The sequence below is a fragment of the Actinomadura barringtoniae genome (genome assembly GCF_017573505.1).
In the GTDB taxonomy this organism is placed as follows: domain Bacteria; phylum Actinomycetota; class Actinomycetes; order Streptosporangiales; family Streptosporangiaceae; genus Spirillospora; species Spirillospora barringtoniae.
This window is the reverse complement of the sequence record NZ_JAGEOJ010000001.1, coordinates 307,060-326,948: the sequence shown is the minus strand read 5'-3', so window position 1 is coordinate 326,948 and position 19,889 is coordinate 307,060. Positions and strand designations below refer to the sequence as shown.

At 70.5% G+C, this 19,889-nt stretch carries 16 protein-coding genes; 10 read left to right on the top strand and 6 right to left on the bottom strand.

The annotated features are described in order from the left end of the window. Window positions 1–7 precede the first annotated feature (7 nt). On the bottom strand, window positions 8–1,435 hold the full coding sequence (locus J4573_RS01405) for an amidase (protein WP_307796443.1): 1,428 nt from the start codon (window positions 1,433–1,435) through the stop codon (window positions 8–10). Between the two features lie 108 nt (window positions 1,436–1,543). Between J4573_RS01405 and J4573_RS01400 the strand changes: the two genes are divergently transcribed. Continuing rightward, window positions 1,544–2,953 carry a carboxyl transferase domain-containing protein gene (locus J4573_RS01400; protein WP_208253341.1) on the top strand — a complete coding sequence of 470 codons (1,410 nt, stop codon included), beginning with the start codon at window positions 1,544–1,546 and terminating at the stop codon, window positions 2,951–2,953. Here J4573_RS01400 and J4573_RS01395 read toward each other — a convergent pair. Continuing rightward, window positions 2,937–3,599, bottom strand: coding sequence for a TetR/AcrR family transcriptional regulator (locus J4573_RS01395; protein WP_208253340.1), 663 nt, complete (start codon window positions 3,597–3,599; stop codon window positions 2,937–2,939). The genes J4573_RS01400 and J4573_RS01395 overlap by 17 nt on opposite strands. A gap of 67 nt (window positions 3,600–3,666) precedes the next feature. On the opposite strand from J4573_RS01395, the gene J4573_RS01390 reads away from it, so the two are divergent. After that, window positions 3,667–4,317, top strand: a complete 651-nt coding sequence (locus tag J4573_RS01390) for a hypothetical protein (RefSeq protein WP_208253339.1) — start codon at window positions 3,667–3,669, stop codon at window positions 4,315–4,317. On the opposite strand, the gene J4573_RS01385 is transcribed toward J4573_RS01390, so the two are convergent. After that, window positions 4,307–5,167, bottom strand: coding sequence for an NAD(P)H-binding protein (locus J4573_RS01385; RefSeq protein ID WP_208253338.1), 861 nt, complete (start codon window positions 5,165–5,167; stop codon window positions 4,307–4,309). The two genes, J4573_RS01390 and J4573_RS01385, sit on opposite strands and share 11 nt — an antisense overlap. 158 nt (window positions 5,168–5,325) lie before the next feature. On the opposite strand from J4573_RS01385, the gene J4573_RS01380 reads away from it, so the two are divergent. Genes J4573_RS01380 through J4573_RS01365 form a run of 4 tightly spaced genes read left to right on the top strand, consistent with a single transcriptional unit; the run spans window position 5,326 to window position 9,243 of the window. Next, entirely contained in the window at window positions 5,326–6,027 is a 702-nt protein-coding gene (locus tag J4573_RS01380; protein WP_208253337.1) for a type 1 glutamine amidotransferase, read from the top strand. Next, window positions 6,024–7,466, top strand: coding sequence for an aldehyde dehydrogenase (locus J4573_RS01375; RefSeq protein ID WP_208253336.1), 1,443 nt, complete (start codon window positions 6,024–6,026; stop codon window positions 7,464–7,466). The genes J4573_RS01380 and J4573_RS01375 overlap by 4 nt, the downstream gene beginning before the upstream one ends. Beyond that, window positions 7,454–8,362, top strand: coding sequence for a 3,4-dihydroxyphenylacetate 2,3-dioxygenase (locus J4573_RS01370; protein ID WP_208253335.1), 909 nt, complete (start codon window positions 7,454–7,456; stop codon window positions 8,360–8,362). Before J4573_RS01375 ends, J4573_RS01370 begins: the two co-directional genes overlap by 13 nt. After that, window positions 8,359–9,243, top strand: coding sequence for a fumarylacetoacetate hydrolase family protein (locus tag J4573_RS01365; protein WP_208253334.1), 885 nt, complete (start codon window positions 8,359–8,361; stop codon window positions 9,241–9,243). Before J4573_RS01370 ends, J4573_RS01365 begins: the two co-directional genes overlap by 4 nt. Here the strand turns inward: J4573_RS01365 and J4573_RS56565 are convergent. Further along, window positions 9,212–10,636: a TIGR03619 family F420-dependent LLM class oxidoreductase gene (locus J4573_RS56565; protein WP_372442767.1), complete on the bottom strand. Its 1,425-nt coding sequence runs from the start codon at window positions 10,634–10,636 to the stop codon at window positions 9,212–9,214. The genes J4573_RS01365 and J4573_RS56565 overlap by 32 nt on opposite strands. Window positions 10,637–10,820: 184 nt before the next feature. Between J4573_RS56565 and J4573_RS01355 the strand changes: the two genes are divergently transcribed. Beyond that, on the top strand, window positions 10,821–12,296 hold the full coding sequence (locus tag J4573_RS01355; protein WP_208253332.1) for an APC family permease: 1,476 nt from the start codon (window positions 10,821–10,823) through the stop codon (window positions 12,294–12,296). 1,182 nt (window positions 12,297–13,478) lie between these two features. On the opposite strand, the gene J4573_RS01350 is transcribed toward J4573_RS01355, so the two are convergent. Both J4573_RS01350 and J4573_RS01345 read right to left on the bottom strand, forming a co-directional pair. Further along, the gene (locus J4573_RS01350; RefSeq protein WP_208253331.1) at window positions 13,479–14,051 is read right to left on the bottom strand and encodes a MarR family winged helix-turn-helix transcriptional regulator; all 573 of its coding nucleotides are present in this window, start codon (window positions 14,049–14,051) and stop codon (window positions 13,479–13,481) included. Between the two features lie 22 nt (window positions 14,052–14,073). Next, complete coding sequence (locus J4573_RS01345; protein ID WP_243772285.1) at window positions 14,074–14,859, bottom strand: acetoacetate decarboxylase family protein; 786 nt, start codon at window positions 14,857–14,859, stop codon at window positions 14,074–14,076. Between the two features lie 61 nt (window positions 14,860–14,920). Here J4573_RS01345 and J4573_RS01340 point away from each other — a divergent pair, with 61 nt between their 5' ends. The 3 genes from J4573_RS01340 (at window position 14,921) to J4573_RS01330 (ending at window position 19,048) form a co-directional block, all read left to right on the top strand. Then, on the top strand, window positions 14,921–16,258 hold the full coding sequence (locus J4573_RS01340) for a glutamine synthetase family protein (protein WP_208253329.1): 1,338 nt from the start codon (window positions 14,921–14,923) through the stop codon (window positions 16,256–16,258). Between the two features lie 17 nt (window positions 16,259–16,275). Next, complete coding sequence (locus J4573_RS01335; protein WP_208253328.1) at window positions 16,276–17,502, top strand: cytochrome P450; 1,227 nt, start codon at window positions 16,276–16,278, stop codon at window positions 17,500–17,502. A 283-nt stretch (window positions 17,503–17,785) separates the two neighbouring features. Next, a complete protein-coding gene (locus tag J4573_RS01330) occupies window positions 17,786–19,048 on the top strand; it encodes an HNH endonuclease signature motif containing protein (RefSeq protein WP_208253327.1) in 1,263 nt (420 codons plus the stop codon). The last annotated feature ends 841 nt before the right edge of the window (window positions 19,049–19,889 follow it).

Below are 19,889 nucleotides of genomic sequence, written 5' to 3'. Positions count from 1 at the left end.
CCGTTCGCTAGAGAGCGGGGCGCCGGGTGTGGTGCATGGTGGCCTGCTCGAAGGCGTGCGCGATCTGCAGGACGGCGAGGTCGGACCGGTGCGGGCCGATGATCTGCAGGCCGACGGGCAGCCCCGGCGTCTCGGCGCCCTCCGGTGTGAAGCCGCCGGGCACCGAGATGGCGGGGCAGCCGGTCGCGGAGATGAAGTAGGCCGAGCCCATCCACTCCAGGTAGTCGATCATCGGCCGTCCGGCGACCTCGTCCGGGTACTCGAGGTCGGCGGCGAACGGCACCACCTGGCTGACCGGCGCCAGCAGCGCGTCGTAACGTTCGAAGAACTCCCGTACGCGCTGGTAGAGGGCGGCGTGCAGGATCTCGGCCTTGCCGACGTCGGGTCCGGTGAGCGCCCGCCCGAACTCGATGTTGTGGACGAGCGACTGCTTCAGCCGGCCCGCGTGCTCGTCCGCCAGCTCGCCCATCTTGAGCTCGAACTCCCAGGCCCGGAGCGTGCGGAAGACCTCGTCGGCGCCGGTGAGATCCGGGCACGCCTCCTCGACCTCGCAGCCCAGGTCGGCGAAGACCTTCGCGGCCTCGCCGAGCACCTCGTTCACCACCGGCTCGACGGGCACCCGCCCGCCCAGGTCGGGCGCCCAGGCGACGCGCAGCCCGGTCAGGTCGCGGTCCAGCGGGCGGCCGAACGTCTCGCCCGGCGTCTCCAGCGAGATCGGGTCGCGCGAGTCGGGCCCGGCCATCACCGACAGCAGCAGCGCGGCGTCGGCCACCGTTCGTGCCATCGGGCCCTGGACGCCCATCGTCGACCACGGCGCGACGCTGGGCCATGACGGGACGCGCCCCGGCGACGGACGGAAGCCGACGACGTTGCAGAACGACGCGGGATTGCGCAGCGAGCCGCCCATGTCGCTGCCGTCGGCGATCGGGTGCATCCCGCAGGCCAGCGCGGCCGCCGCGCCGCCGCTGCTGCCGCCCGCCGACCTGCCGAGGTCGTAGGGGTTGCGGGTCGGCCCGAACACCGGGTTGAACGTGTGGGATCCGGCGGCGAACTCGGGCACGTTGGTCTTGCCCAGCGTGATGACCCCGGCGGCGCGCATCCGTTCGATGAGCAGCTCGTCGCGTACCGGCACGTGGTCGGCGAAGATCGGCGAACCCAGCGTGGTGCGGATCCCGGCGGTCTCGTGGGTGTCCTTGTGCGCCACCGGCAGCCCGTGCAGCGGCCCCGCGTACGCGCCGGTCATCAACCGTTCGTCGGCGGCGTGCGCCTCCCGCAGCGCGCGCTCGGCGGTGAGCGTCACGACGGCGTTGACCTGCGGATTGACCCGCTCTATCCGGTCGAGATGCGCCTGGACGACCTCGCGCGCGGAGATCTCGCGGTCGCGTATCGACCGGGCCAGTTCGGTCGCGGGGGTGTAAAAGATCTCAACGGCCACGAATCGAGCATCGCAGGCGAAGCCGCCCCCTGACCAGGGGCAGACCCGCCACGCCCCAGGGGCGGGCCGCCGCGCAGCCAGGCGTCGGGTGCCGCCTAGGCTTGCGGGATGGACGCCCAGAAGCTGGTGGAACGTGTCCTGGACACCGGGACCTGGGCGGCATGGGACGCCCCGCCCGCGGGCATGCCGCCGGACGAGGCGGTCATCACCGGCGAGGGACTGTTGCACGGCCACCGCGTGGCGATCGTGGCCTCGGAGTTCGGCTTCCGCGCCGGGTCGATCGGCGTCGCCACCGCCGAACGGATCGTTGCTGCGATCGAACGCGCCACCGCCGAGGGCCTGCCGCTGCTCGCCGCGCCCTGCTCGGGCGGCACCCGCATGCAGGAGGGAACGATCGCGTTCGTGCAGATGGCGCGGATCACCGCCGCCGTCACCCGCCATCGCGCCGCCGGGCTGCCCTACCTGGTCTACCTGCGCCATCCCACCACCGGCGGCGTTTTCGCGTCGTGGGGTTCGCTCGGCCACGTGACGGCGGCCGAGCCCGGCGCACTGATCGGCTTCCTGGGTCCGCGCGTCTACGAGGGTCTCTACGGCGAGCCGTTTCCCGAAGGCGTGCAGGTCGCCGAGAACCTCGCCGCCAAGGGCCTCCTGGACGCGGTCGTGGGCATCGACGACCTTTCCGGGATCGCCGCCACCGCCCTCGACGTCCTCCTCCACACCCAGACCGAGCCCGCGACCGTTCCCGAGCCGCCCGCCGACCCGATCGACGAGCCCGCCTGGGACTCGATCGTGCGCTCCCGCCGCCCCGATCGTCCCGGCGTCCGCGAGCTGCTCCGCCACGGCGCGACGGCCATCACGCCGCTGTCCGGCACCGGCCAGGGCGAGGCCGATCCCGGGCTGCTCCTCGCGCTGGCCCGCTTCGGCTCGGTCCCGTGCGTCGTCGTCGGCCAGGACCGCCGCAGCCAGCGCACCGGCCACCCGCTCGGCCCGGCCGGTCTGCGCGTGGCGCGTCGCGGCATGCGCCTGGCCGCCGAACTGGACCTGCCGCTGGTCACCGTCGTGGACACCCCGGGCGCCGTCCTCTCACAGGAGGCTGAGGAAGGCGGCCTGGCGGGTGAGATCGCCCGCTGCCTGGCCGACATGATCACGCTTCCGGCCCGCACGCTCTGCCTCCTGCTCGGCGAGGGAACGGGCGGCGCCGCACTCGCCCTCCTGCCGGCCGACCGCGTCCTGGCCGCGCGCCACGCCTGGCTGTCGCCTCTGCCGCCCGAGGGTGCCTCGATCATCGTTCACCGAACGCCCGACCGTGCCGCCGAGCTGGCCGAATCCCAGGGCGTCCGGTCCGCGGACCTGCTCGCCGACGGCATCGTCGACGCCCTCATCGCCGAACGCCCCGACGCCGCCGACGAGCCCGAGGCGTTCTGCCTCCGCACCGCCGCGGCCATCGAGCACGCCCTGCACGAGGTGACCGGGGTCGACCCCGAGGCCCGCCGCGCCCGCTTCAGCTCTTTTCGCTGAGCTGCTCCACATGGGCCCGAACGATCTGACGCATGCGTTCCGGGGTCGTCTCGTCCGGCCGGGTGGCGGCGTGCACGGCCAGCCCGTCCACCAGCGCGTGCAGGCGAGCTGCCTCGAGCTCGACATCGCGGCGGCTGTCGCTGTCGCTGGCGCTGCCGCCGTCGCTGGCGCTGCCGCCGTCGCTGGCGCTGGCGCTGGCGCCGTCGCCGCTCGTGCCCGGCACCAGCGCGATGACCAGCGCGCGGCAGCCGTTCCGTAGCGCGCGATAGCCCTCGTCACGCACGGCGCCCAGCTCGGGATCGACCAGCGAGCGGGCGGTGAACGCGATCCACACCTCGTTCTCGGCGGAGCGTTCGGCGTCCATCGGGAGCAGTTCGGCGAGCACCGCCTCGGCGCGGCGGCGCGGATCGGGCTCCTCGGGCAGTGCGGCCAGCCGTTCCTCGATGCGGTCGATGACCGTGCGCAGCGTGAACGCCAGCAGCTCGGCCTGAGTCGTGAAGTAGTGCCGCAGCGACCCCATCGACAGGTCCGCCTCGCGGGCGACGTTGCGCACCGACGCCTGGTCCAGGCCGTCGCGCCGTACGACTCGCCAGACCGCCGCCGCCACGTCCCGGCGCCGAGCTCCGTGATCCACCACCTTCGGCATGGGTCTTTTCTAGCACGACTGTGTTACTTTCGTTTTGATACGACTGTGCTAAATAAGGAGATCCCTCATGCGCGTCGCTCGTGTCATCGCCGCCGTCGCCCTCCTGCTCGCCGGGTCCGGCCTCGCCGCCGCGGCGGCCCTCCAGGCCTGGTCGGGCGGCTGGTTCGCCACCCCCGAGTACCGCTTCGCCACCCCGGCCGCCGCGCTGAAAACCGACGAGATCGAGGTCGGCATGGACGAGGCGCACGCCGACGACCCCAGTCCCGACATCGGCGAGGCCGCCAAGGTCGCGATCGACGTCCGTCCCGCCGATCCGGCCGTTCCGATGTTCGTGGGCATCGGGCCGAAGGCGAAGGTCGAGGAGTATCTGCGCGGCGGCTCGTACGACGAGTTCGTGTCCGCGAGGCTGAGTCCGTTCCACGCCACGTTCCGGCGCGTGAACGGCACGCCGCGCCTCGCGTCGCCGACCGGCCAGGGCTTCTGGGTGGCGAGCTCCGCCGGGACCGGCCCGCGCCACCTGACCTGGGACAAGACCTCCGGTGCCTGGTCGGTGGTCGTCATGCGGCTGGACGGGACGCCTGGGGTGGATGTGCGTGCGTCCATCGGGCTGCGCTTCGGCTTTCTGGCCCCGGTCGCAGCGGGGACGCTGCTGGCCGGTGCCGTGGCGGTCGCGTTCATCCTGCGCGCCCGTCGCCGTGACGTGGAGGTCAGTTCTTGAGGGCGGCGGCGATGGAGTCGGCGATCGTCGTGGTCGGGCGCCCGATGAGGCGCCGCAGGTCACCGGTGACGGCGGCCAGCTCGCCGCGGGCGATGCCGAGGTCGGCGTCCGCGACGCTCTCGGCGTCCCGCACCGGCACGCCCGCGTCCGCCATGATCTGGCTGTACCGCGCGGCCGTCAGGTCCCGGTAGGCGATCTCCCGCCCGGTCTGCCGCGACACCTCCGCCGCCAGGTCGGCGAGGGTCCAGGCCTCGTCGCCGCTCAGCTCGTACACGCTCCTGCCGTCCTCGCCCTCGCCGGTCAGCACGGCGGCAGCGGCGGCGGCGTAGTCGGCGCGGGAGGCGGAGGCGATGCGGCCCTCGCCGGCGCTGCCCATCACGATGCCCGACTTCAGGACGAAGCCGATGTTGCCCGAGTAGTTCTCGTTGTACCAGCCGTTGCGCAGGAAGACGTGCGGCAGCCCGGAGGCCAGGATCAGCTCCTCGGTCGCGGCGTGGTGCGCGGCGATCCGGAACGTCGCCGCGGCGCCGCCGAGCACGCTGGTGTAGGCGAGCAGCGCGACGTTCGCCTTCACGGCGGCGTCCACGACGGCGGCGTGCTGCGCGGTGTTCTCCTCCATCGCGTTGCTGGAGATCAGCAGCACCCGGTCGCCCGCCTGGAACACGCCGTCGAGCGTCTCCGGCGCGGTGTAGTCGGCGATCCTCAGCTCGACGCCGCGCTCCGCGAGGTCGGTGGCCTTCGCCGCGTTCCGCACGACGGCCACGACCTGGTCGGCGGGAACGCGCTCCAGCAGCTCGTCGATGACCAGGCGGCCCAGCTGTCCGGTGGCTCCGGTGACGACAATGCTCATGATGATCGCTCCCTTGGTCTTCAGTGGTTCGTTCTTGTGCTCCCGAGCATCGGCGGCCCCGCTGACCACCGGCGCACCGCCCGCTGACAGGGCTGACGCACGGGGCTGACGGATGGGGGCGTTGACCGTATCTCGTTTGGGTTCGTACGATCGACCGTGTGCGTGCACTGCTGATCGGACATGACCATCTGTCGCTGCCCGGAGCGGTCGGGGAGCGGCTCGTCGACCACGGCTGGGACGTCACCGAGCTGGTCGTCGTCCCCGCCGAGCGATATCTCGAGCCGAACGTCGAGTGCGAGTTCCCCGACCCGCTCGACTGGGATCTCGTCGTGCCGCTCGGGTCGCCCTGGTCGGTGAACGACGTCGAGCGGATCGGCGCGTGGGTCGCGCCGGAACTGACCATGCTGCGCAAGGCGCACGAGGCCGACGTTCCGCTGCTCGGGATCTGTTTCGGCGGGCAGGCGCTGGCCGCGGCGCTGGGCGGGTCGGTCGAACGGGCTCCGCGAGCGGAGATCGGGTGGGTGCCGGTCGAGACCGATGACGCCTCGGCGGTCGGGCCCGGACCCTGGTTCCAGTTCCACTACGACCGGTTCCTGCTGCCGCCGGGCGCGGTCGAGATCGCGCGGAACGAGGTGTGCTCGCAGGCGTTCACGATCGGGCGTTCCATGGGGGTGCAGTTCCACCCCGAGATCACCGCCCACGAACTGGAGCTGTGGCTGGGGAACGGAGGCGACGCCGAGGTGCGGTCGCAGGGCCTGGAGCCGGAGGTTCTCATGGAGGAGATCCGGCGTGAGGAGGCGGCCGCGTTCGCGCGCACCCGTGTTCTGGTGGACGGCTTCCTGGCGAGGATGACGCGATGACTTTCGAGGTCAGGCACTGGATCGGCGGCGAACGGGTCGGCTCCGCGGAGACGTTCACCGATGTCTCGCCGATCGACGAGCAGCCCATCGCCGAGGTCGCCCGGGGTGGCGCCGCCGAGGTCGATCTGGCGGTCGCGGCGGCTGCGCGGGCGTTCCCGGCGTGGGCGCGGACCTCGCGTGAGGAACGGGCTCGGCTGCTGCACGCCGTCGCGGACGGGGTCGAGAAGCGCATCGAGGAGCTCGCGCAGCTCGAGACCTCCGACAACGGGGCGCTGATCCGGTCGCACCGGCGCGGGGTGATGCCGCGGGTGGCCCACAACTTCCGGTTCTTCGCGGACCGGCTGCTGCGGCTCGGGCACGAGGACTTCGAGACGCGCGGGCACCGCAACCACGTGAGCTGGGATCCGGCCGGCGTGTGCGCGCTGATCACACCCTGGAACGCGCCGCTGATGCTGGCCACCTGGAAGATCGCGCCCGCGCTGGCGGCGGGCGACACGGTGGTGCTCAAGCCGGCCGAGTGGACGCCGCTGACCGCGTCGCTGCTGGCCGACATCATGGTGGAGGCCGGGGTGCCGGACGGCGTCTTCAACGTCGTTCAGGGGTACGGGGCGGAGGTCGGCGGGCCGCTGACCGCGCATCCGGACGTCCGGCGGATCAGCTTCACCGGGTCGGTGCCGACGGCGAAGACGATCGCGGCGGCGGCAGCGCCCAACCTGACGCCGCTGTCGCTGGAGCTGGGCGGCAAGTCGCCGCTACTGATCTTCGCGGACGCTGATCTGGACCTGGCCGTCGATCTGGCGGTGGAGCAGTACGACAACGCCGGTCAGGTCTGCCTGGCCGCCACGCGGCTGCTGGTCGAGTCGCCGATCGCCGACGCGTTCACCGAACGCCTGCTGGCGCGGGTCGCGGAGATCCGGCAGGGCGATCCGCGCGAGGAGAGCACGGACATCGGGCCGCAGATCCACCGGCGCCATGTCGAGCGCGTGGACGGCTTCGTTCGGCGCGCCAAGGAGGCGGGCGCGCGGGCGCTCATCGGCGGCGGGCCGAACGAGGATCTCGGCGGGCTCTACTACCGGCCGACGCTCTTCGCAGGCGCGGCCGAGGGGTCGGAGATCCTCACCGAGGAGGTCTTCGGGCCGGTGCTGACGCTCCAGACGTTCGACAGCGAGGAGCAGGCCGTCGCGATGGCCAACGGAACCCGCTACGGGCTCGCCGCGACCCTCGCCACCGGCGATCCCGAACGGGCCGAACGCGTGAGCGCCCGCCTGGTGTCGGGCACGACCTGGGTCAACTGCTTCTTCGTCCGCGACCTGCGGGCACCGTTCGGCGGCTCACGCCAGTCCGGGATGGGCCGCGAGGGCGGCGACTGGAGCTTCGACTTCTACTGCGACCTCAAGAACACGGTGACCGCGCCATGGGCCGAGCAATGGGAGAAGTAGTCGGCGCGGGGCTGCTCGCGCACGTACCGACGATCGTGCTTCCCGAGGTGACCCGCCGGGAGCTGAACGGCGGGGAGGACACCACGCTCGTCGCCGGGCTGCGGCGGCTGCGCGCGGAGGTCTTCGAACGCGACGACTACGACACCGTGGTCGTCCTCGACTCGCACTGGGCGACGACGGTCGAGTTCGTGACGACCGCGCAGGAGCGGCGGGCCGGGCTCTACACCTCGGAGGAACTGCCGCGCGGCATGTGCCGGATGCCGTACGACTTCCCTGGCGACCCCGAGCTGGCGCACGCCGTCGCGGACCGCGCCGACCGGCACGGCACGTGGATCACCGCGATCGACGACCCGTACCTGCCGATCTACTACGCGACCGTCAACCTGTGGACGCACCTCGGTGTCCGGGACGACCCCTATCTAGGGGCGGCCGGAAAGCGATGGATGTCGATCGGCGTCTGCCAGACGGCCGACACCGAGGACTTCCTGCGGCTCGGCCGGGCGCTCGGCGACGCGATCGCCGCCACCGACCGGCGCGTGCTCCTGATCGCTTCCGGAGCGCTGTCGCACACATTCTGGCCGTTGCGGCAGATCCGCGACCACGAGGCGAGCGGGCCGGAGCACATCTTCACGCCCGAGGCGCGTGGCGCCGATGAGGAACGCATCGAATGGTTCCTCAACGGCGACCATGCCAAGGTCCTGCACACGATGCCGGAGTTCCTGCGCTTCAAGCCCGAGGCCCGCTTCGGCCACTACCTGATGATGATCGGGGCGCTGGGGGAGCGGGCGTGCACCGCCCCGGGCCGCCTGTACAGCGCGTACGAGAACTCCGTAGGCACCGGCCAGGTGCACATCTGGTTCGACCGCCCCGAGAACGGATGGACGACCACCTCATGACGGACAGTGCCAACCCGGGGGGCGACCCCCGTACCCGCGAATATCGCCGCGTGCTGCTGGACGGGTCCGAGGTCCAGGTCGTCCGGGACGGCGACGACCTGGTGAGCGCCGACGGGCGGCGCGTGCGGGCCGAGGACGCCGTGCACCTGCCGCCGTGCAAGCCGACCAAGGTCGTCGCGGTGCACCTCAACCACCGCAGCAGGGTCGAGGAGTTCCAGACCAAACTGCCGCCCGCCCCCACGTACTTCCACAAGCCGATCTCCGCCCTCAACGCGCACGGCGGCGCGGTCGTACGGCCTGAACGGTGCAAGTACCTCAACTATGAGGGCGAGATCGCGATCGTCATCGGCCGGACCACGCGCAACATCACGCCCAAGGAGGCCGGCGACCACATCGCGGGCTACACCGTCGCCAACGACTACGGCCTGCACGACTTCCGCGACACCGACGCGGGCTCCATGCTGCGCGTGAAGGGCTCGGACACGCTGTGCCCGCTCGGCCCCGGGCTGGTCACCGGCTGGGACTTCCACGGCAAGTACCTGCGCACGTACGTCAACGGCGAGCTCGTCCAGGACGGCAACACCGACGAGATGCAGTGGGACATGCACTACCTCGTCGCCGACATCGCCCGCACGATCACGCTCCACCCCGGCGACGTCCTGCTGTCGGGCACCCCGGCCAACTCGCGTCCCGTTCAGCCCGGTGACATTGTCGAGGTCGAGGCCGAGGGGCTCGGGCGGCTCCGCAACCACATCGTCGCCGGCCCCGTACCGATCCGCGATGACATAGGCGCGCAGCCGAGCGAGTCCGAGGAGGTCATCTCCACCGCCCTCGGCGGCGACTGGGAGTTCAGGGGAGTACGGCGTCCGTCCTCGCGATGACCTCGCGGCAGAACGCGCCGACCCCGTCCGGGTCATCGATGTACTGCGACGGCTTGATGCAGATCGTCGTGAACCCCTGCGCGAGCTGCTCGGGAATGCTCTCCAGCGCCAACGCGAGCGGCGCAACAGAATGATCGTCGGGGAACGTCGGCCGGACGCCGCCGACCATCTCGATGCCCGGGTCGCGCCCCGCCGCCATGAGCGCGTTCCGCAGCCGTTCCAGCTCCTCCGGCGCCGGTCGCCCGAGCGGATGGAAGCCATGCCCATACCGAACGAGCCGCCGCAGCAGCCTGTCGTGAAGGTGCTGCCCGCCGATCCACATGCGCGGCCCGTCTGGCCGGTACGCCCCCGGCTCGAAGTAGACGTCCTCGAACGCGAAATGCTTGCCCTCGTACGACACGGGTGAACCGCGCCAGAGCAGCTCCCAGATCTCCAGCTGCTCGTCGAGGATCTCGCCGCGTTCCCCGAACGGAACGCCGAGCGCCGCGTACTCGTCCCGGCTCCAGCTCACCGTCGGCTGAACGACCAGACGCCCCTCGGACAGCAGATCGAGCGTCCCGAGATCGCGAGCGAGCGCCAGCGGATGCCGCAACGGCGCGAGCACGGCGGCGGCCGCAAGCCTGATGCGGGACGTGACCGAAGCGATCGCGCTCAACAGCATCAGCGAACCCGGCCACGGCGTGAACGGATCCTGATTGCCGGGCAAGGCATAGTCCCGCGGATTCCCCATCACCCCGCCCGCCCCCGCGTCCGGCCCAAGAACGATGTGCTCGCTGACCATCACCGCGTCGAACCCCGTGTCCTCCGCCTCACGAGCCCAGCGCACAAGCGTCGGCAGGTCGCGACCAGTCGTCAACGTCCAGTTCTCACTAAGCACCAACACAAACCGCGGAACCCCACCCCGCAAACCAGCGGCCCCCGAGCTCACAGCACGCGGAGCCACAGCCCCCGGGCTCCCAGAGCTCGGGCTCCCGGACCCCTGGCTCCCGGACCCCGGGCTCACAGAGCCCGGAGCCGCAGACCGCGGGCTCACAGAGCTCGGGTCCACGGACCGCGGGCTCCCGGACCGCGGACCCACGGACCGCGGGCCCACAGAGCTCAGGCTCACGGACCCCTGGCTCCCGGACCCCGGAGCCGCAGAGCCCGGGCCCGCAGAGCTCGGGCTCGCAGGGCTCGGGCTCGCAGGGCTCGGGCTCGCAGGGCTCGGGCTCGCAGAGCTCGGGCTCGCAGGGCTCGGGCCCGCAGAGCTCGGGCTCGCAGGGCTCGGGCCCGCAGAACCTGGGCCCGCAGAACCCGGAGCCGCAGGGCTCGGGCCCACAGAACGCGGGCTGACATATCGCGCAGCCGTAGCAAACGGGTTCGCGGAACCCGGGCTCACGGAACCTGGACTCATGGACTGCGGGGTCACGAGACGGGGGTCAAGCACCGGGGGCTCATGCCCGCATCGTAAGGAGCCAAATGATTTTCGTGAAGGGGGCTTGTGTCCGCTCTTGCCGCCGCCTTAACGTACGTCCAGCGATCGTACGGGATCAAATGATCTGCCTCGGGGCGTACGCACGTCGGGAACGGAGCCGACCATGCCCCACGCAGCGTCCCCCGCCGCATCCCAGCCCGCGCCCCCTTCCACGTCCCCCACCGCCCGCCTTTCCCTGATCGATGTCGTGGCCCAGTCCATCGGATTCATGGGCCCCGTCTTCGCCGTGTCGATCCTGCTGCCCCAGCTGGTCGGGCAGAACAACGCGGGCAAGGGCGCCGGGGTCGCGGCGCCCCTGGCCGTCCTCATCGCCACGGTCGGCATGCTCGCGCTGGCCTGGATCGTCGCCACGTACGCCCGCCGCGTCCACCACGCCGGATCGCTCTACAACTACGTCACCCTCGGCCTCGGTACCCGCACCGGCGCGGCGACCGGCCTGCTCTACTACGCGGGCATCATCGCGCTCGGCGCCGCGATCGCGGTGCTCATCGGCGGGTACGTGCACGACAACCTGCAGGCCGAGTTCGACGTGACGCCGCTGCCGATCTGGGGCTGGCAACTGCTCTTCCTCGCCGCCCTCCTCGCGGTGGTCTACTTCGGCGTCCAGCTGTCCACGCGAACCCAGCTCGTGCTGGCCCTCGTATCGCTCCTGGTCCTCCTGGTCTTCTTCGTGAACGTCATCATCCAGCTCGGGTCCGACAATTCCCTGACCGCGTTCCGCCCGAGCTCGGCGCGCGACGGCTGGGGCGGCATCCTCTTCGCGGTCCTGTACGGCGTATTGCTCTTCACCGGCTTCGAAACGGCCGCCAACCTGGCCGAGGAGACCGACAACCCCGGCCGCCACATCCCGCGCGCCGTACTCTCTTCCGTCCTCATCGCCGCCGTCTTCTTCACGCTCGGCACCTACGCACAAGTAGCGGGCTTCCACTTCGACCTGGGCGCGATGGCCAAGGCGTCCGGCGCCCCGCTCATCACCCTCGGCGGCCCCGACTCCGCAGGCGGCTACGGCTCACAAGCGGTGGCCCGCCTCCTGGAACTAGTGGTCCTGCTCGACATGATCGCCGTCTACATCGGCGTCTCCGTCGCCGCGACCCGCGGCGTCTTCGCCCTAGCCCGAGACCGCTGGCTACCCCGTCCCCTCGCAACGCTCAGCCCCCGTACCGGAACCCCCGTCGGCGCCACCGCCCTAGTCGGCGTCGTCTACCTAGCCGTCATCGGGATCTCCAACTGGTTCCCGAAACTGGTAGCGCTGCCCGGTGTCCCCGGCTACTTCTCGATGTTCTCGTGGGCCTCAACGTTCGGCAGCTTCTCGCTGGCAGTCACCTACCTCCTCCTAGCCGTCGGCGGCCCCCGCGGCCTCCGCGACCACCCCCGCCGCGCAGCTGTCTACACCGCCTCCGCGATCGGCCTGGTAACCACCGCAGGCGCCGTGTTCGGCGCCCTCTACAAGGTCCCCCACCCAACCGTCTACGCCGCCTACGCCGCCCTAGCCTGGTTCGCCGTAGCCCTACTCCTAGCCGTCCTCCTAGGCGGCAACTCCCGCCGAGTCCCCACCCCAACCCCCCAAACAGCATCCTGACCACCAAGCCCCCCCACCCACACGCCCCGACACCTTGGCCCGCCGGTTCGAGGGTGCTCAGGCGCGCGCCGCGGCCCGATCTGCGAGGCGGTGCCGGGCGCACGGCAGCGGCTTGCCCTGCGAGGCGGATGGCCTGACCTGCAAGGCTCGGGTTGCCCCAGGCGCGCTGCAACGACCTGACGGGCGAGGCGGAGGCGGCGGACTGGTGGCGGCCTGACCTACAAGTCGCATGCGGTCTCACCCGCGCGTCGGTGACCTGATCTGTGTGGCGGCGGTTGCGTCAGGCGCTTGGGTGACAGCCTGACCGGCAAGGGCGGCGGCCCCATCCGCGCGGCGATGGCCCGACTGGCGTGATGGAGGTGGTGGGCGCGCGGGCGGAGGCCCGACTCGCGAACGGCAGGCGGTCTCGATCGCGCGCAGCGGCGGCTTGATCTGCGTGGCCGCGGTGATGCGAGGCGCCCATGCGGCGGCCTGACCACAAGGCGGCGGCCTCAGCCGCGCGGGCTGAGGCTTGACCGGCGAGGCGGAGGCGGCCTCAAGCGCGCGTGACGGCCTGACCAACCCTGACCAACGAGGTGGGCTGGCGCCGGGCTCCGCTGGCGGCAGCATGGGCGATGTGGCGGAGGCGGTCCCATGCGTGCGCGGCGGCGTGATCTGCGTGGCGGGAAGCGGTGTCAGACGCGCGGGCGGCAGCCTGACCGGCGGGCGGAGGCAGCCTCACCCGCGCGGCGGCGGCCTGGCCTTCGAGACGGAGAGGCTCTGAGGCGTGGGCGGCGGACTGATGCAGGGTGAGCGTGATTGCAGGCGCGCGCGACGGCTTGCGGATTGAACTCCAGGGCGGAGGCGGCCTTGGGCACGCGCGGCGGCGGCTTGACCTTCAGGGCGGAGGCGGCCTTGGGCACGCGCGGCGGCGGCTTGACCTTCAGGGGCGAGGTGACCTCAGGCCTGTGGGTGACGGCCTGGCAGGGGTGGTGGGGGCGAGCGGCGGCGGCCTGACCGGCGAGGTGAGGGCGCCCCAGGAACGGGGGAGGAGCTTGATTTGTGCGGCGGGAGCGGTGTCACTTGCGTGGGTGGCGGCCTGACCGAACTACGGGAGGCAGCGTTAGCCGCGTGGTCTCGTCTGCGCGGCGGGCTGGCCGATGAGGCGGGGGATTGGGCGCGCTGCGGTGGTTGAGCTGGGGGTTAGGTGCGGGGGCGGCGGCCTGATCTGCGGGGAGGGGGTGGGGACTGGGCGCGGAGGGCGGCTCGGCGGTCGTCGCCTTCTTCCTCTAGGTGTTCGACTACTGAGCGGAGGGTGCGGGCTAGGGATTCGTTGTCGTCTTTGCTGAGGCGTTCGACTACGAAGGCTTCCTCGGCGTTGAACGCGGGGAAGAGGGTTTGCATCAGGTCCTTGCCCTTGTCGGTCAGGCGCAGGAGGACCAGGCGGCCGTCGGTGGCGTGGGCGCCGCGTTCGACTAGGCCGCGGCCTTCGAGGGTTTTGACGACGCCGGTGAGCGTGCCCTTGGAGATGCCGGCCTCTTCGGCTACGTGGCGGGTTTCCATCTCGTCCCAGATCCACACGACCCAGAGGACGACGAACGCGGTCCAGGTGAGGTCGGAGCCGCGCAGGACCGAGCTCTCGAAGTGCTGCCGGATGGCGGTGGCGGCGCGGTAGATGTTGGAGACGGCCATCATCGCGTCGTGCCGCAAGGGGACTTCGCCGAGCCTGCGCGCGATCGCCTGCTCGGTCTCCTGCAGCGTGTGGTGGCCTGTCACGGGGTCAATGTACTCCGCGTGTTCACGCGAGATGCTTCCCGCCGTTCCACACGACCCCCACTTGGCGGAAGTAGGCCGCGATGGGCTCGCGTACCTCCAGCCGCGCCAGCTCCTCGGCGGGGGAGTCGTGGAGCGTGAGGTCGGCGGTCCCGCGCCATGCCTGGCCGCCTTCGAACGAGGCGCCGCCGGATTCGATCAGCTCGTCCAGGGTGGGGGGTTGCCCCAGCTCTATCGACGGCAGGAAGCGGTGGTGGGCCATGGGGTGGCCGTTCACGAAACCGGCAGTGTCGGAGGGGGTTTGGAGGGTGATGACTACTTCGGCAAGGCGTCTGTCTGCGGCGGCGAGGGTTGCGCCGAAGCGGGCGCCGGGGGCTATGCGCGGCGCGGCTTTGCCGTACGGGTGGGGGCGCGTCTGATGGATTGAGCCGAGTTTCTTGGGATAGCCCTGGTGAAGCCCGCGCGCGATGGCGAAGTCCTTGTCGACCCAGATGTAGACGCATCGGGAGTACGTACGGCCCTCGAAGGCGCACCGTACGACGACGAAGCACTCCTTGTACTGGGCGCGTACGGGATCGAGGAGCTCCTCGGCCGAGTCCGAGCACGACTGCCAGTCGGCCCAGATGATCGCGACCGCGCCGGGATCCTCGTTCTCCGGAACGGGCGTCAGCGGCTCGGGGAGCAGCTCGGCGACGCGTTCGGGATCGGTGCGGTACTCGACGGTCAGCAGGTCGCCGGAGTAGTGCCAGGGCGGGCTCGGGATCAGCGACGCGCGGCCCGTGGCGGTGCGGGGGAAAAGGAACCCTTGCATGGTGCCCTCATTATGCATATGTTTTGAGCCCAAATGAACTACCCGGCCCCAGGGAGAGTTCGTGGACGTGCACCAGACGGTCGAACGGTTGCGGGCGGACGGCATCGACGTCGTCCGGGTCACCTATCCCGATCTGGTCGGAATCGACCGCGGCCGGGACGTGCTGGTGGAACGGCTGCCCGCGGTCATGGAGCACGGCCTGGCGTTCTGCCGCGCGGTCTACCACACCAGCCCGCAGGGCGACGTGGTCGAGGTCGCGGGCGGACTGGACGCCGGCCTGCCCGACATCTGCGTACGGCCCGACCTGGCGACCCTGGCCGCCCTGCCCTGGGAACCGGGCGTGGCCCAATGCCTGGGCGAGGCGTACGAGCCTGACGCCTCCACGCCGTGCGAGGAGGCGCCGCGCGAAGTCCTCCGCCGTTCGGTCGCCGCGCTGACCGACCTCGGCCTGACCGCCGTCGCCGGGCCGGAGCTGGAGTACTTCGTCTGTGAGCCCGACCCCGCCGCGCCGAGCGGTTGGCGGCGGTACGGCGACGCGCCCGGCAACGTCTACACCGCCGGACGCAGGGGAGACCCCGAAGGCCACCTGCTGACCACACTGCGCGCCCTCCGCGACTTCGGCCTCGGCGTCACGATGGGCAACCACGAGTTCTGCGGCGGCCAGTTCGAGATCAACCTCGACCACTCCGAGGCGCTCGATGCCGCCGACCGCACGTTCCGCTTCAAGGGCGCGGTCAAGGAGCTGGAACGCCGCGCGGGCCGCATGGCCACCTTCATGGCCAAGCCGTTCAACGATGAGGGCGGCTCGGGCTTCCACGTGCACCTGTCGTGCCTGGACGAGACCGGCGGCAACATCTTCGAAGGCCCCGAGAAGGCCGCCGGCCTGTCCGAGATCGCCCACCAGGCGATCGCCGGCGTCCTGGCGCACGCCCCGGCCCTGGCCGCACTCTTCAACCCGACGATCAACTCCTACAAGCGCTTCGGCCCCGACACGCTCGCGCCCTGGCTGATCGACTGGGGCCTGGACAACCGCAGCGCCATGATCCGCGTACCGCCCGAACGCGGCGCCGGCACCCGCTTCGAAGTCCGCCTCGGCGACGCGTCCGCCAACCCGTACCTCGGCATGGCAGGCCTGCTCGCCGCCGTCTCCCTCGGCGTCCGCGAGAAGCTCACCCCGCCCGCACCCCTCGAGGGCTACGGCTACGACGCGAGCAGGTCGGCCGTCCTGCCCGCCGACCTGCCCACCGCGCTGGACGCCCTGGAGGCCGACCAGGCCCTCACCGCCGTCCTCGGCGACCGGTTCGTGTCGTCGTTCCTCGCCTACAAGCGCGACGAGGTCGCCCGCTTCCAGCGCCACGTCACCGACTGGGAGTTCCGGGAGTACGGCTACCACCTGTAAGGCCTGTGAGGAGAGCCATGGACCTGGCCGATCTCGACAACTTCCAGCACGGAACGCCCTGGCGCATCTTCGAAGAGCTACGCCGCACCGACCCGGTCCACTGGAACCCCGAGCCGGAAGGCAGCGGCTTCTGGTCCGTCACCCGGCACGCCGACATCCTCGCCGTCGACCGCGACTCCGCCACGTTCACCTCCGAGAAGTTCGTCAATCTTGAGGAGGTCGACGAACGCCAGGCCGCCATCCGCCGTTCCATGCTGGAGACCGATGGGCCACGCCACATCGCCCTGCGGCGTGTGCTGTCCCGCGATTTCACCCCGCGCGCCATCGCCGGCTATGCGACGTTCCTGCGCGGCCTTACCGCCACGACGTTGGACAAGGCCTTGGCCAAGGGGTCTTTCGACTTCGTGAGCGAGGTGGCCGCCGACTTTCCCATCAATGTGCTTGCCCGGATGCTGGACGTCCCTGACGACGACACCCAGCGCCTCATCGACTGGGGAAACCGCATCATCGCCAACACTGACCCCGAGTACGCCGACGTTCTCCTGCACAGCGAGGAGAGCGAGGCCTACCGCGACCTGCCGTTCCGGAGTCCGGCGTCGCTAGAGGTCTTCGAGTACGGCCGCGCCCTAGCCGCCGAACGTCGTGGGGGTGCTGGGACCGACCTGGTCAGCAAGCTCGTCAACGAGACGCCCGTTGATGGCGAGCCTCTCTCCCCGCGCGACTTCGATAACTACTTCTTGTTGCTGGTCGTCGCGGGCAACGAGACGACGCGGCACGCCATCTCGCACTCCATGCAGGCTCTCATTTCGCATCCGGAGCAGGCTGCTTTCCTGCGCGATGACCTGTCCCGCATGCCCACCGCTGTTGAGGAGTTCCTGCGCTGGGCTTCGCCGGTTTACCACTTCCGCCGCACGGCTACGCGTGACGTCGAGCTGCATGGCAAGTCCGTGCGGGAGGGCGACAAGGTCGTGCTGTGGTTCGCGTCCGGCAACCGCGATGAGGATGTTTTTGCGGACCCGGATCGCTTCGATGTCACGCGGTCTCCTAATGATCACATCACGTTCGGCAAGGGCAGCCCGCACTTCTGTCTGGGGGCCGCTTTGGCTCGTCTGGAACTGCGCATCATGTTCGAAGAGCTGCTGCCGCGACTAGCTGATGTATGTCTGACTGGCGAAGTTCGTCGGGTTCGTTCTAATTTTGTGAACGGGATCAAAGAGATGCCCGTTCAGGTGGCTCTTAGCTGACCTTCGGTTGGGGTTTTCTCCGTGTGCGGCTCTTTGTGGCATCGGTCACCCCTTCCGCTCTGGCTGGTGCCCGTCTGCGGGTTTGTGCTGGCTGAAGGCCGAAAAGCTCAGCGACGAGGAAGGAAGGAACGGGGCCGGGGGTGGGCTGTTCGGGTGCGGGTCTCACGTGGCTGAGCTACAAGCTTTGATAGCCGCGCTTCGCGCGGGAAAGCACCATCGAAAGAATCTTCGAATATTTCTATTCGATCATGAAAATGGCGGAGAGTGATGGTAAAATAACGGTATGAGTTCGATCGTGGCGGGCACCGAATCCGCTTCCACCCGGCAGCTGGTGGAAGCGGCATCCGTCATATTCTCCGAACTCGCCAATAGGGCTGCGCCTGAGTCCGGGGCCGCCTGCATGGAATTGGCTGAAGCACTCTCCACGGTGACCGATCAGGCCGAGCACGTGCTGGCCGGGCTGATCGCGGTGGTCGACCGGACCGGTGAGATGAAGCACTGGGGCCTGCCGTCCACGCAGGCGTGGCTGCGGTGCCGGATGGGCATGCGCGAGGGCCGCGCCAAAGAACGCATCACCCTGGCCCGGCAACTTCACCGCCTCGGCCGCGTCGACACGGGCCTGGCCGCTGGTGAGCTGTCGTTCGGTTACGCGGCCACCATTGCTGACGCTGTGCAGCGTCTCAATGACGATGACACCGCTGCCGCTGAGGACATTCTTCTCACTGCGGCTGGTGAGGGTTTGTCGGCGGGGAAGGTCGCCAAGCTGGGTGGGAAGATTCACGACCTGGTGCGTGAGCACAACGGCGAGGAGAAGCCGCCCGAAGACGTCCAGCGCGGGTATGAGCGTTCCTGGGTGACCGTCAGCCGGTCTCTTGACGGGGGCTGCTACCTGAAGGGGTGGCTCAACCCCGAAGACACCGCGATCCTGGACGGCACGCTGGCGCCGTTGGCCAAGCCCGCCGGGGTCGATGACCGGCGTGACCTGGGTGAGCGGACCGCCGCCGCCCTCACCACCGTGCTCGCCGGAGGCCACGGAGCCACCCGCGTCACCGTCATCGCTGACCTGGAGACGCTGACCGGCGCCGACACCCCCGGGCGACTCCGGGACGGCACCCCGATCCCCGCCGAGCAGGTCCGCCGGTTGGCGTTGACCGCCGGTGTCTCACCCCTGATCTTCGGACGCGGACACATCCCCCTCTACCTCGGCCACACCGTCCGGATCGCCAGCTCCGGCCAACGCCGGGCACTAGAGACCCTGTACGACACCTGCGCCGTTCACGGGTGTGAGGTGCCCGGCTTCCTGTGCGAGGTCGACCACGTCGACGGCTGGGCACTGGGAAGCCCCACCGACATCGACAAGCTGACGCTGTGCTGCGGGTGGCACAACCGGTGGAAACACACCAACCCCCAGCAGATACAGATCAGCAAAACCGACGGCCGGTACATCTACCGGACGCTGGCGCCGGACGGGATCGCCAGATCGCGAAGATCGATCCCCGAACACGACGCCAACCCCTGGCGCGACGATCAACCTCTAGCTGCCTGACCAAGGCCCGGAGCCTCACCCGCTCCGGGCTACAGGCACGCCCACCCTCGCCCCTGACCTGGACGCCTTCCCGCGCGAAGCGCGGCCCAAAGTCCGAACCCCAGCCCCGTGAGACCCGCACCCGAACAACCCACCCCCAGCCCCACCCCCAGCCCCAGCCCCGGCCCCGGCCCCTTCCTTCTTCGTCGCTGAGCTCTTCGGCCTCTAGCCATCGTTCATCCGGCAGCCGGGCAGTGACCGTGACGGAAGGGGTGACCGTTGCCGCTCAATCCGCGCGAAGCGCGCTACCAGGCACGAACCCCAGCCCCGCGCCTACCCGCACTCGACCGACAACCAGAGCCCCCGCCCCACCTTCCTCGTCGCTGAGCTCTTCGGCCTTTAACCATCGTTCATCCGGCAGTCGGGCAGTGACCGCGACGGAAGGGGTGACCGTTGCCGCTCATTCCGCGCGGAGCGCGCTCCCCAGGCACGAACCCCAGCCCTGCGCCTACCCGCACTCGACCGACAACCAGAGCCCCCGCCCCTCCTTCCTCGTCGGCGAGCTTTTCGGCCTTTAGCCATCACTCACCCGCAGGCGGGCGGCGACCGAGACGGAAGGGGCGACCGTTGCCGCTCATTCCGCGCGAAGCGCGCTTGCGGGCTTGAACCCCAACCTCGTGGTGACCCGCAGCCGAACAGCGCACCCCCAGCCACGCTCCCACCTTCTTCGCCGCTGCGCTCTTCGGCCTTCAGCCATCACTCACCCGGCAGCCGGGCGCTGACCGCGACGGAAGGGGTGACCGCTGCCGCTAACCCGCGCGCAGCGCGCTACCGGTCTGAACCTCAGCCCCGTGGCGGCTCC